This is a genomic window from Rhodococcus pseudokoreensis (assembly GCF_017068395.1).
Taxonomy (GTDB): Bacteria; Actinomycetota; Actinomycetes; order Mycobacteriales; family Mycobacteriaceae; genus Rhodococcus_F; species Rhodococcus_F pseudokoreensis.
Genome location: NZ_CP070619.1, coordinates 3359064 through 3370261, shown reverse-complemented (window position 1 = coordinate 3370261; position 11198 = coordinate 3359064). Strand labels below are relative to the sequence as shown.

Genomic DNA, 11198 nt, shown 5'->3' with positions numbered 1-11198 from the left:
ATGACGGAGCACCCGCTCGCGTGGCGGGCGTCTCCGGCGGCCCTCGCCCTGGCGACCTGCGCGGCCGTGGCACTGACCGCGGGTGTCGTGGGGCGGTGGTGGGAACTGATGGTGTTCGCCGCCCCGATGCTGGGCGCGCTCGGTGCGCTGACGTGGTTGCCGCGACCTGCCACCGGTGTCCGCATCGACAGTTCGGGCGGAACGCTGCGGTGTTTCGAATCCGAGTCCGTGCGGTTCGCGACGGACGTGACGACGTGCGGCGGTGCGGCGGAACTGGCGGTGACACCGGCGTCGTCCGACAGCTACCGGGTCGAGCAGACCGGCGACGGCGAGTACCTGGTTTCGGCGGACCGGTGGGGTCGATATGAACCCGCGCTGATCGTCACGGCGCGCGCGGGCGGCGGCCTGCTGACCGCGACGGCGCGGGTTCCCGTCGCGGAACTGCGGATATTTCCACTCGCACCGCCGATGCCGACGCCACTCCCGCACGCCCCGCTTCCGGACCGCATCGGCGCGCACCGCACCCGCCGTTTCGGTTCGGGTGTCGAGTTCGGCGACATCCGGCCGCACGCCCCGGGAGATCCGCTGCGCAGCGTCAACTGGCCCGTCAGTGCCCGCCGCGGCAGGCTGCACGTGACCGAACGGATCATGGACCGCGCCGCCGACGTCGTCGCCGTCCTCGACACCACCCCGCAGGCGCCCGGACCGGCGTCGGAGAGTCTGGACCGCACCGTCCGCGGGGCGACGCAGGTGGTGCAGACGGCCCTGCAGCGCGGCGATCGGGCCGGGGTCGTCGCCCACGGTCTCCGGCTGCGGTGGCTGGGCGCCGACATCGGGCGCAGGCAGTTCTACCGGATCCTCGACACGGTCCTCGACGCCGGCGGTGCCGCCATCAAGACGGTCGGCGGCGCGGCTGAGGGCACGCTGGTTCCGCGGGTCGCGTTGCCGCCGCGGGCGGTGGTCATCGCGTTCTCCACCATGCTGGACACCGGGTTCGCGCTGTCTTTGCTGGAGTTACGGCGGCGCGGTCACGTGGTCGTGGCCGTCGACGTCCTCCGCGGTCCGCCGTTCGAACACGAACTCGATCCGATGACCGGCCGGATGTGGCGGCTCGAGCGGCGGAACATGTACCGGAACATGGGTGTACTCGGCGTTCCGGTGGTGGCGTGGGAAGACGATTCGGCACTGGATCTGGCGCTGGCCCTCGCCGATCGGGCCCGCAGGCCGTCGGGAGCGCACCGATGAGATGGGTTGCGGTGCTCGCGGTACAGGGGGCGCTGGTCGCGCTCGTCCTGGGCGACGCGTCCGCGCCCGCGGCGGCCGCTGCCGGGGTCGCGGCGACGGCACTGCTGCTCGTCGCCTACGTCGGCCCCGCCCGGGGAATCCCGACGCTACTGCTGGGGGCGGTCGCCGCCGGCGCCGTGGCCGTTCTCGCGGCGGCTCTGCCGGACGTGCCCACGTGGGCGGCCCTGCTCGGACCGGTCGCGGTGGTGGTGCTGTTCGTCGTCGCGGTGTGGCCGTACTTCGCCGGCCATACCGTCACGGGCGACCGTCAGAACCGGCGGATGCCGTAGATATGGAACTGCGACAGCGGCGCCAGACCCACCGGAACGCCGCGTCCGTACGCATTGAAGACCTGACCGAAGCCCGCGTAGATCCCGATGTGCGACGCGTCGTCGTTGAGCACCACGATGTCGCCGGGAGCCAGCGCCCACAGCGGAATGGGCGCACCGACCTCGGCCTGCTCCCAGGTGGTGCGCGGCAGGTTCACCCCCGCCTGCCGGAATGCCCATTGCACCAGGCCCGAGCAGTCCCACGCGTCCGGACCCGTCCCGCCCCACAGATACGGCTTGCCGGTCTGGGTCGTCGCGGCCGCGAGCGCGGCCAGCCCCGTCGGAGTGGGGATGGGCGTCGGGAGAACGGAAGAACCCATCGAACTGCCGCCGGTGCTGCCGCTGTCGGAACTGCCCGCCACCGGTGCGGCGTTCGCGGGAAGAGCGACGAGAGCGGTCGCACAGAACGCGAGAGCACCGGCAACGGCGGCACGGCGCACAGGACGGAGAGGACTGCGCTGGGACACGAGGTCCCCCCTTTGTTCGCTACTGCTCGTGAAGAGCCGTGGAACCGCCCCGACCATCGGTTGACACGTCTCGATGAGGTCACGGAAAGCGTACAAAGTGTTGCGGCGTCGTGCCTGACAATTGCGAATATCCGCCCGAACTGGGCGAATTCGGTCAAATTTCGGTAACTGTCACCCCGCCGGACAGGGTCAGGACCACGTCGGCCAGGGCCGGGGCGTGATCGCGCTCGGGGACCGTCGCCGAGATGAGGAGCCGGCCCTGTTCCTTCCAGATCCGCGTGTGCAGTGTCTCGCCGGGGAACACGACGCCGGCGAAGCGGACCCGGAACCCCGCGACCCGCGCTGCGTCCGAGTCGAGGACCGCGTCCACGGCCGCCTTGCACACCATCCCGTACGTGCACAGGCCGTGCAGGATGGGGGCGGGAAACCCTGCGGCGGCAGCGAACTTCGGGTCGGAGTGCAGGGGGTTGCGGTCACCGCACATCCGGTACAGCAGTGCCTGCTGCGGAAGGACGGGGGTGTCGACCTCGACGTCGGCGGGCCGGTCGGGCAGCGCGACGGACTGGGACGGTCCGCGCTCACCACCGAAACCGCCTTCGCCGCGGGCGAAGATGGACGACCGCCCGGTCCACAGGGGGGTGCCGTCGAGGTCGGTGGTCGCCGATTCCTGCACGATGACGGCGGCCTTGCCCTTGTCCCACACCTCGGCGATGCGGGTGGTGGTGCGGGCCTTGCCCTCCGGGGGAATCGGCCGGTGCACCGTCACTTCCTGGGTGCCGTGGACCACCTTGGCGAGGTCGATCTCGACTCCCGGGAACGACACGCTCGGCGCCTCGGTGGCGTGGAAATTCGCCGCGACCGTGGCGAACGTCGGAAGTACCTGCGGTGTTCCGTCGGTCAGGTAGCGCAACTCCCTCTCGTCGAGCGGGTGCGACCCGGCGCCGAGAGCGAGGTGGTAGTGCTGGACGTCGGAACTGGTCCAGGAGAACTCCTGGGTGGGCAGTTCGGCCCCGATGGCGATGTTCGGATCAATGGGCATTGGTGGCGTCTCCGGTCAGTGACGTCGGCGAGTCGGACTGGGTGGACTTCTCGAGGATATCGAGAACCGCGAGATAGCCGAACGTCATCGCCGGACCGATGGTCGCGCCGGGGCCGGCGTACGTGTGGCCCATCACCGGACCGCTGGCATTGCCCACCGCGTAGAGGTTCTCGATGGTGCTGCCGTCCGCCCGGAGCACGCGGGCGTTGCGGTCGGTGCGGAGTCCGCCCTTGGTGCCGAGGTCACCCGGAACCATCTTGACGGCGAAGAACGGCGCCTTCTGGAGTGCGCCGAGGCTCGGGTTCGGCTTGTTGCGGGGATCGCCGTAGTAGTGGTCGTATCCGCTCTCTCCGCGGCCGAAGTCCTCGTCCTTGCCGTTCCGGGCGAAAGTGTTGAAACGCGAGACCGTTTCGGTGAGTGCGTCGACGGGCACGCCGATCTTCCCGGCCAGTTCGGCGACGGTGCCCGCCTTGACGATGACACCGGCCTTCAGCCAGCGACCGGGGAACGGCGACCGCGGGGTGACGCCGGCGAACGCGTACCGGTCGCGGTACCGCTGGTCGAGGACGAGCCAGCACGGGACGTTCTCGCCGGGCCCGTCGCCCTGGCCGTGCGTGCCGCCGTACATCGCGTGCGTCGCCTCGACGTACGGTGCCGATTCGTTGACGAAGCGTTTGCCGGATTCGTTGATCATGATGCAGCCGGGCAGGCTCCGCTCGGACAGCGCGAACCACGGTCCGCCGGTGAGGGGGATGGACGGCCCCCACCACGCGTCCTCCATCAGATCGAGCGCGGCACCGAGCTTTTCGCCCGCCCAGATGCCGTCGCCCGTGTTGGCCTTCGCACCGACGGTCCACTCGGTGCCGATCGGCGCCCGCTGGTACTTCTTGCGGGCCTCGTCGTTGTGCTCGAAGCCGCCCGACGCGATCACCACGCCGCGGCGCGCCCGGAACACCTGCGGCTGTCCGTCGACCGTGGCGTTGACGCCCCGGACCACGCCGTCCTCCACGTACAGGTCGGTGAGCGGGGTGTCGAGCAGGATCGGGACGCCTGCGGCCTTCAGCCCGGCCTGCAGCCCGGCGACGAGGGCCTGACCGCGGACGAGCAGGCGTTTGCCGGTGAGTTTGGCGCCCAGGAACCGGAGCCCGACCCGGGCGGCCCGCAGTGGACCGCGCGGGTTGCGCATCAGGAGGTTCAGCCAGCGGTAATCGGCCTGGGTGATCACGAAATTCGACGGGGCCTTGACGTAATCGGGTTCGAGCTTCGCGAGGTCGGCGCCGAGTTTGCGGCCGTCGAACGGGGTCGGCTCGACGGACCGTCCGCCGAGCCGACCGCCGGGGGCCTCGGGGTAGTAGTCGGAGTATTCGGGCACCCACTGCAGTTTCAGCGGGCTGTTCTTCAGCACGAACGACAGCATCTCGGGGCCGCGGTCGATGTAGGCGTCGATCCGGTCCTTCGGGACGACGTCGCCGATGATGCTGTGGAGGTAGGTCCGCGCGGCGTCGGTGGTGTCCTCGACGCCTGCGGCGATCAGCGCCTCGTTGTTCGGGATCCAGACGCCACCGCCGGAGCGTGCGGTGGAGCCACCGAAGTGCGCTGCCTTTTCGAGGATGACGACGCTGAGTCCCCTGTGGGCCGCGGTCAGGGCCGCGGTCATTCCACCGGCACCGCTACCGACGACCACGATGTCGTATTCGTGCTTGCTCATGTAGAACACGTTATAGAATGATGGGGTTGTCAGTCCATCCTTTCTGCCAGGAAGTATTACTGACGCCAACGAAGAAGAACGAAACACGTTGCAGTGAAAACCGGTGGGCGTGCGCACGCAAACGAACTTCAGGGAAGGGCTCAAACCATGCTCTCGACGCAACTACGCACCGAGTTGGCGGATCAGCTCGACACCGCGGAACGCGGCCGCGCTCCCATCGGCCCCCTGACCGCGGACCATCCCGACATCGACGTCGTCGACGCCTACGAGATCCAGCTCCTCAACATCCGCCGCCGGCTGCAGGACGGGGCGAAGGTCGTCGGGCACAAGGTGGGCCTGTCGTCCCTCGCCATGCAGCAGATGATGGGCGTCGACGAACCCGACTACGGGCACCTGCTCGCCGACATGGAAGTGTTCGAGGACCAGCCCGTCGACACCGCCCGGTTCTGCTTCCCGCGCGTCGAGGTGGAAGTTGCGTTCGTGCTGGGCGCCGACCTCCCCGGCGCGGGCTGCACCGAACAGGACGTCCTCGACGCCACCGTGGCGTTCGCGCCGTCCATCGAACTGATCGACAGCCGGATCACCGACTGGAAGATCACGCTGCCGGACACGATCGCGGACAACGCGTCGTCCGCCGGTTTCGTGCTCGGCAAGAACCGGGTGCGGCCGGCGGACATCGACATCAAGGCCATCGACGCCGTCCTGACGAGCAACGGCGAGATCAAGGCCGAGGGCCGCAGCGACGCGGTGCTCGGCAACCCGGTGACCGCCGTCGCGTGGCTCGCGCAGAAGGTCGAGAGCTTCGGCGTCCGGTTGAAGGCCGGCGACATCGTGCTGCCCGGCTCCTGCACCCGCGCCATCGACGCGCACCCGGGCGATCACTTCCGCGCCGAGTTCAGTGGGCTCGGATCCGTATCCCTGCAGTTCAAGTAGGAGTCTGTTCATGACCAAGGCAAGTGTGGCGATCGTCGGCTCGGGCAACATCAGCACCGACCTGCTCTACAAGCTGCAGCGATCCGAGTGGCTCGAGCCGCGCTGGATGATCGGGATCGACCCCGACAGCGAGGGCCTGGCACGGGCCCGCAAGATGGGGCTGGAGACGTCCGCGGAGGGCGTCGACTGGTTGCTGAACCAGGCGGAGAAACCCGACCTCGTCTTCGAGGCCACGTCGGCGTACGTGCACCGTGAGGCCGCACCACGGTACGAGGCCGCGGGCATCCGCGCTGTCGACCTCACCCCCGCCGCCGTCGGACCGGCCGTGGTCCCGCCCGCCAACCTGCGCGAACACCTCGGCGCCCCCAACGTCAACATGATCACGTGCGGCGGTCAGGCCACGATCCCCATCGTGTACGCCGTCTCCCGCGTCGTCGACGTGCCCTACGCCGAGATCGTCGCGTCGGTGGCGTCTGTCTCCGCGGGCCCGGGCACCCGCGCCAACATCGACGAGTTCACCAAGACCACCAGCCGCGGCATCGAGACCATCGGCGGAGCGCAACGCGGCAAGGCCATCATCATCCTCAACCCCGCCGACCCGCCGATGATCATGCGCGACACGATTTTCTGCGCGATCCCCGAGGGCGCCGACCGCGCCGCCATCACCGAGTCCATCCACCGCGTCGTCGCGGACATCCAGCAGTACGTCCCCGGCTACCGGCTCCTGAACGAACCCCAGTTCGACGACCCGAGCGTCGTGTCGGGCGGGCAGGCGACGGTCACGACGTTCGTCGAAGTGGAGGGTGCAGGCGACTTCCTGCCGCCGTACGCGGGCAACCTCGACATCATGACCGCGGCGGCAACCAAGGTGGGCGAGGAGATCGCCCAGAAGCTCCTGAGTGTGGAGGCATGAGCACAATGGTCCATTTCGAAGGGGCGAGCGGAGCGACGGGAAATATGCGCAGCAGCTGGGACATCCGCGTCACCGACACCTCGCTGCGGGACGGTTCGCACCACAAGCGGCACCAGTTCACCGGTGACGAGGTCCGGGCCATCGTCGGTGCCCTCGACCACGCCGGGGTCCCCGTCATCGAGGTGACGCACGGCGACGGACTCGGAGGGTCGTCGTTCAACTACGGATTCTCCAAGGTGCCCGAGCAGGAACTCATCTCGATCGCCGTCGACACGGCGAAGAACGCGAAGATCGCGTTCCTGATGCTGCCGGGGCTCGGCATCAAGGACGACATCATCGTCGCCCAGGACAACGGCGCGTCCATCTGCCGCATCGCCACCCACTGCACCGAGGCGGACGTGTCCATCCAGCACTTCGGGCTGGCCCGCGACCGCGGCCTCGAGACCGTCGGCTTCCTGATGATGGCGCACTCCATCCCACCGGAGAAGCTCGCCCGGCAGGCCCGCATAATGGCCGACGCCGGCTGCCAGTGCGTGTACGTCGTCGACTCCGCGGGCGCGCTCGTGCTCGAGCAGGTCTCCGACCGCGTCGAAGCGCTGGTGCAGGAACTCGGCTCCGACGCGCAGGTCGGCTTCCACGGTCACGAGAATCTCGGCCTCGGTGTCGCCAACTCGATCGCCGCGGTCCGGGCGGGCGCCAAGCAGATCGACGGCAGTACACGACGATTCGGTGCCGGCGCCGGAAACGCACCGGTCGAGGCGTTCGTCGGGGTATGCGACAAGATCGGCGTCAAGACCGGCATCGACTTCTTCGCCATCGCCGACGCCGCCGAGGACGTCGTGCGTCCCGCGATGCCCGCCGAATGCCTCCTCGACCGGCAGGCCCTGATGATGGGGTACGCCGGCGTCTATTCCAGCTTCCTCAAGCATGCCGAACGCCAGGCCGAACGGTACGGCGTCTCGTCCGCCGAACTCCTCGTCCGCGCCGGCAAACGCAAACTCGTCGGCGGCCAGGAGGATCAGCTCATCGACATCGCGCTGGAACTGCAGCGCGAGCGCCCGTGAGTACTTCTTAACCGCCGGACGTTAACAAGTACTCACGGGTCAGCGGGCGGTCTCCCACAGCCCGACGACGTTTCCCTCGGAATCGGTGAAGTACGCGGCGAAGCCCATGTTCCCGACGGCGGTCCTGCCGGTGACGGTCTTCCCGCCGAGGGATTCGATCCGTTCGAGGGCGGATTCGATGCTCTCGACGTCGACGGTGACCAGGGGAGAGGTCACCTCGCCGCGCGCCATCATGCCGCCGTTGATGTACCCGGGCTCGTCGGGCATGCCACTCTCGCCGACGGGCCCGGTGGTGACCATGCTGTATTCCATGTCGGGGATCTCGGCGATGGCCCACCCGAATGCGTCCCGGTAGAACGCTCGTGCGCGGTCACCGTCGTCGAAGGGGATTTCGAAGTGCACGATTCGGCCTGTCATGGCACGCCTCCGGTGGTTCGGCTGACGCCGCCGCGTCCGACGGCACATTCCAGCCTAAGCGCCCGATGTGACATTCGTGCAGGTCCTGACTGCACGAATGTGACATCGGGCGATCTACCCGGGCGCGTAGGCGCCGGCGACTATTCGACTCGATCTCGCACGTCGATGAACCCCTCCATCACCGCGTGATCGATGCTGTCCCACAGTCGCGGGCACCCTTCCCGGAGCGCGGTGGACTTTCCCTCGCCGACGGCGTCCCGGAATGTCGGGCACGTCTTCGCGGGGTCGTCCGTCCACTGGACGCTCGTGTGCTTGAGGCTGTTCTTGCGCACCAGCACACAGGTTCCGCACGTACGGCACTCGACTTCGTTCATTCCGTCGTCGAGGTAGGTGGCCTTGTCGGCCACCGTCTGCGCATGAATGGCCTCGAGCCGAGCAGGCTGCCCGGCGAAGTCGGGAGCTTTGGCCCATTCGGTCGAGGCACTCATGGTCAGACCTGCGCTTCCCTGCTGTCGGACCGCGAGGCGGTCGCATTCTCGGACCCCTCGGCGGCCTCACGTTCGGCCTTCTGCCGGGCCAGGTTCTCCTCGACCTCGTGCTGCCAGGCCTCGTTGGCCTTGGTGGTGTCGACCTCGAACTCGAAGCGCTGCGTCATCTTGTCGGTGACGTCGGCGACGTCGACGTAGAACTGGTCGTACCAGCGTCGCAGCTGGTAGACCGGACCGTCTTCGTCGCAGAGCAGGGGGTTGTCGATCTTGGTCTTGTTCTTCCAGATCTCGACGTCCTGCAGGAATCCCTCGGCGATGCCCTCGGTGAATTTCGCGGCCAGCTTGTCGGCCGTCACGTCGTCGATGCCGGTCGGCTTCTTGACGGTGACGCCGTACTGGAGCATGAACGAATTGTTCGTCACCGGATAGTGGCAGTTGATGAGGACGCTCTCGACCTCGTACCCGCCGTAGCTGTTCCACAGCGGATTGATCATGTAGGACGGGCCGTAGTACGCGGCCTCGGAGCGCAGCAGCGACTCCATGCCGTACTGCGTCGCCATCCCGACGTCGGGGCGGCCCTTCGTGTTGAGGTACTGCGTCGCGACGTGGCCTTCGAAGACGTTCTTGAAGTACGTCGGGAACGCGTAGTGGATGTAGAAGAAGTGCGCCATGTCGACCACGTTGTCGATGATCTCGCGGCAGTTGGAGCCCTCGATCAGCATCGAGTTCCAGGTCCAGTCGGTCCACTCGTCGCTGTAGGCGCCCTCGATGCGGGGGATGGTGACGTTCTCCGGCGGGGGATTGCCCTCGGGGTCGTTCCAGACGAACAGCTGACCGTTCTGCTCGAGCGTGATCCAGGCCCGGGTGCGGGCGATCGGGGGAACCCGGCGTGCGTAGGGAATGCTGGTGCACTTGCCGTTGCCGCCCCAGCGCCAGTCGTGGAACGGGCAGGCCACGGAATCGCCCTTCACGGTGCCCTGCGACAGGTCTCCGCCCATGTGCCGGCAGTACGCGTCCAGAACCTTCAGTTCGCCCTTGCTGTCGGCGAAGACGACGAGTTTGGTGCCGAATGCCTCGATCGAATGCGGTTTGCCGTCCTTGAACGTCTTGGTCAAACCGAGGCAGTGCCAACCACGCGCGAAGCGCGTCTGGACCGTGCCCACATCGATCTCGCGAATCTGCGCCATTGTGCCCTCACATCCCTTCATGCTGTTAGTAGAACACGTTATAGAACTTCGACACGATCCGCCAGATTTTCGGGGGCTTTCTTCCAGACCCGGGCCGTCAAACAGCACCTTTGCCGGTATCTCGACATAAATGGGAACGTGTTCTAGTCTCAGAAGACAAGTGAACCATCGAACGAGACAGGAGCGTCCTGTGGGTGACCATGACAGTCACGAGGTGATGCAGCGGCTCGACGCACTACTGCCGACGCTGCGAGAGCGTGCGCAGGAGACCGAGGATCTCCGTCGTATCCCCGACGATTCCATGAAGGCGCTCCAGGAGACCGGATTCTTCCGGTTGCTCCAGCCCGAACAATGGGGTGGATACCAGGCGGATCCGGTGCTGTTCTACTCCGCGGTGCGGAAGATCGCGAGCGCCTGCGGTTCCACCGGATGGGTCTCGTCGATCATCGGCGTCCACAACTGGCATCTCGCGCTGTTCTCCCAGCAGGCGCAGGAAGACGTGTGGGGCAACGACACCGACGTCCGCATCTCGTCGTCGTACGCGCCGATGGGCGCAGGCCAGGTCGTCGACGGCGGATACACGGTCAACGGCGCGTGGGCGTGGTCGTCCGGCTGTGATCACGCCACCTGGGCGGTACTCGGCGGGCCAGTCATCAAGGACGGCCGCCCCGTCGACTTCGTCAGCTTCCTGATCCCCCGTGAGGACTACCGGATCGACGACGTGTGGAACGTGGTCGGGCTCCGCGGAACCGGCAGCAACACCGTCGTGGTCGAGGACGTGTTCGTCCCGACGCACCGCGTCCTCAGCTTCAAGGCGATGAGCACCCTCACCGCACCCGGGCTCGAGCGCAACACCGCGCCCGTATACAAGATGCCCTGGGGAACAATCCATCCCACCACCATCTCCGCACCGATCGTCGGAATGGCCTACGGCGCGTACGACGCCCACGTCGAGCACCAGGGCAAGCGGGTCCGCGCGGCGTTCGCCGGCGAGAAGGCGAAGGACGACCCGTTCGCGAAGGTCCGCATCGCCGAGGCCTCGAGCGACATCGACGCCGCGTGGCGGCAGTTGTCCGGCAACGTCGCCGACGAATACGCGCTGCTCGTCGACGGCCGGGAGGTCCCGTTCAAGTTGCGACTGCGGGCGCGTCGCGACCAGGTGCGCGCCACCGGCCGCGCCATTTCGTCCATCGACAAACTGTTCGAGAGTTCGGGGGCCACCGCGCTGGCCAACGGCACGCCGCTGCAGCGGTTCTGGCGGGATGCGCATGCCGGACGCGTCCACGCCGCCAACGATCCCGAGCGCGCCTACGTCATGTACGGGGCAGGCGAATTCGGGCTGCCCATCACCGACACGATGGTCTAGGAG

The 11198-nt window shown here is 67.7% G+C and carries 12 protein-coding genes; 6 read left to right on the top strand and 6 right to left on the bottom strand.

Features of this window, described 5'->3' with window-relative positions:
* Both JWS13_RS20485 and JWS13_RS20480 read left to right on the top strand, forming a co-directional pair.
* A complete protein-coding gene (locus JWS13_RS20485; protein WP_206007256.1) occupies positions 1-1245 on the top strand; it encodes a DUF58 domain-containing protein in 1245 nt (414 codons plus the stop codon).
* The gene (locus JWS13_RS20480) at positions 1242-1574 is read left to right on the top strand and encodes a hypothetical protein (protein ID WP_206007255.1); all 333 of its coding nucleotides are present in this window, start codon (positions 1242-1244) and stop codon (positions 1572-1574) included. The genes JWS13_RS20485 and JWS13_RS20480 overlap by 4 nt, the downstream gene beginning before the upstream one ends.
* Here the strand turns inward: JWS13_RS20480 and JWS13_RS20475 are convergent.
* From JWS13_RS20475 to kstD, 3 genes are all read right to left on the bottom strand, one after another.
* Positions 1553-2053 (bottom strand): C40 family peptidase, encoded by a 501-nt coding sequence (locus JWS13_RS20475; RefSeq protein ID WP_012691616.1) that lies wholly within the window; start codon positions 2051-2053, stop codon positions 1553-1555. The genes JWS13_RS20480 and JWS13_RS20475 overlap by 22 nt on opposite strands.
* Before the next feature lie 181 nt (positions 2054-2234).
* Positions 2235-3119, bottom strand: coding sequence for a MaoC/PaaZ C-terminal domain-containing protein (locus JWS13_RS20470; RefSeq protein ID WP_206007254.1), 885 nt, complete (start codon positions 3117-3119; stop codon positions 2235-2237).
* Positions 3109-4827, bottom strand: a complete 1719-nt coding sequence (gene kstD / locus JWS13_RS20465) for a 3-oxosteroid 1-dehydrogenase (RefSeq protein WP_206007253.1) — start codon at positions 4825-4827, stop codon at positions 3109-3111. Before kstD ends, JWS13_RS20470 begins: the two co-directional genes overlap by 11 nt.
* Positions 4828-4974: 147 nt before the next feature.
* Here kstD and JWS13_RS20460 point away from each other — a divergent pair, with 147 nt between their 5' ends.
* From JWS13_RS20460 to dmpG, 3 genes are read left to right on the top strand one after another with little or no spacing between them, the layout of a single operon-like run.
* On the top strand, positions 4975-5760 hold the full coding sequence (locus JWS13_RS20460; RefSeq protein ID WP_206007252.1) for a 2-keto-4-pentenoate hydratase: 786 nt from the start codon (positions 4975-4977) through the stop codon (positions 5758-5760).
* A gap of 10 nt (positions 5761-5770) precedes the next feature.
* Entirely contained in the window at positions 5771-6673 is a 903-nt protein-coding gene (locus tag JWS13_RS20455; RefSeq protein WP_206007251.1) for an acetaldehyde dehydrogenase (acetylating), read from the top strand.
* A gap of 44 nt (positions 6674-6717) precedes the next feature.
* Complete coding sequence (dmpG, locus tag JWS13_RS20450; RefSeq protein WP_206011671.1) at positions 6718-7737, top strand: 4-hydroxy-2-oxovalerate aldolase; 1020 nt, start codon at positions 6718-6720, stop codon at positions 7735-7737.
* Positions 7738-7776: 39 nt separating this feature from the next.
* Here the strand turns inward: dmpG and JWS13_RS20445 are convergent, their stop codons facing one another.
* From JWS13_RS20445 to JWS13_RS20435, 3 genes are all read right to left on the bottom strand, one after another.
* Positions 7777-8154 carry a VOC family protein gene (locus tag JWS13_RS20445; protein ID WP_206007250.1) on the bottom strand — a complete coding sequence of 126 codons (378 nt, stop codon included), beginning with the start codon at positions 8152-8154 and terminating at the stop codon, positions 7777-7779.
* 140 nt (positions 8155-8294) lie between these two features.
* Positions 8295-8642 (bottom strand): hypothetical protein, encoded by a 348-nt coding sequence (locus JWS13_RS20440; RefSeq protein ID WP_160102913.1) that lies wholly within the window; start codon positions 8640-8642, stop codon positions 8295-8297.
* Between the two features lie 2 nt (positions 8643-8644).
* Entirely contained in the window at positions 8645-9829 is a 1185-nt protein-coding gene (locus JWS13_RS20435) for a 3-ketosteroid-9-alpha-monooxygenase, oxygenase component (RefSeq protein ID WP_206007249.1), read from the bottom strand.
* Positions 9830-10019: 190 nt separating this feature from the next.
* On the opposite strand from JWS13_RS20435, the gene hsaA reads away from it, so the two are divergent.
* Positions 10020-11195 carry a 3-hydroxy-9,10-secoandrosta-1,3,5(10)-triene-9,17-dione monooxygenase oxygenase subunit gene (gene hsaA / locus JWS13_RS20430; protein WP_275957304.1) on the top strand — a complete coding sequence of 392 codons (1176 nt, stop codon included), beginning with the start codon at positions 10020-10022 and terminating at the stop codon, positions 11193-11195.
* Positions 11196-11198 lie beyond the last annotated feature (3 nt).

Bases quoted from the DNA above. Each gene is read 5' to 3' on its own strand.
- JWS13_RS20485 (WP_206007256.1), top strand. From the start codon at position 1: ATGACGGAGCACCCGCTCGCGTGGCGGGCGTCTCCGGCGGCCCTCGCC.
- JWS13_RS20480 (WP_206007255.1), top strand. From the start codon at position 1,242: ATGAGATGGGTTGCGGTGCTCGCGGTACAGGGGGCGCTGGTCGCGCTC.
- JWS13_RS20470 (WP_206007254.1), bottom strand. From the start codon at position 3,119: ATGCCCATTGATCCGAACATCGCCATCGGGGCCGAACTGCCCACCCAG.
- kstD (WP_206007253.1), bottom strand. From the start codon at position 4,827: ATGAGCAAGCACGAATACGACATCGTGGTCGTCGGTAGCGGTGCCGGT.
- JWS13_RS20460 (WP_206007252.1), top strand. From the start codon at position 4,975: ATGCTCTCGACGCAACTACGCACCGAGTTGGCGGATCAGCTCGACACC.
- JWS13_RS20455 (WP_206007251.1), top strand. From the start codon at position 5,771: ATGACCAAGGCAAGTGTGGCGATCGTCGGCTCGGGCAACATCAGCACC.
- dmpG (WP_206011671.1), top strand. From the start codon at position 6,718: ATGCGCAGCAGCTGGGACATCCGCGTCACCGACACCTCGCTGCGGGAC.
- JWS13_RS20445 (WP_206007250.1), bottom strand. From the start codon at position 8,154: ATGACAGGCCGAATCGTGCACTTCGAAATCCCCTTCGACGACGGTGAC.
- JWS13_RS20440 (WP_160102913.1), bottom strand. From the start codon at position 8,642: ATGAGTGCCTCGACCGAATGGGCCAAAGCTCCCGACTTCGCCGGGCAG.
- JWS13_RS20435 (WP_206007249.1), bottom strand. From the start codon at position 9,829: ATGGCGCAGATTCGCGAGATCGATGTGGGCACGGTCCAGACGCGCTTC.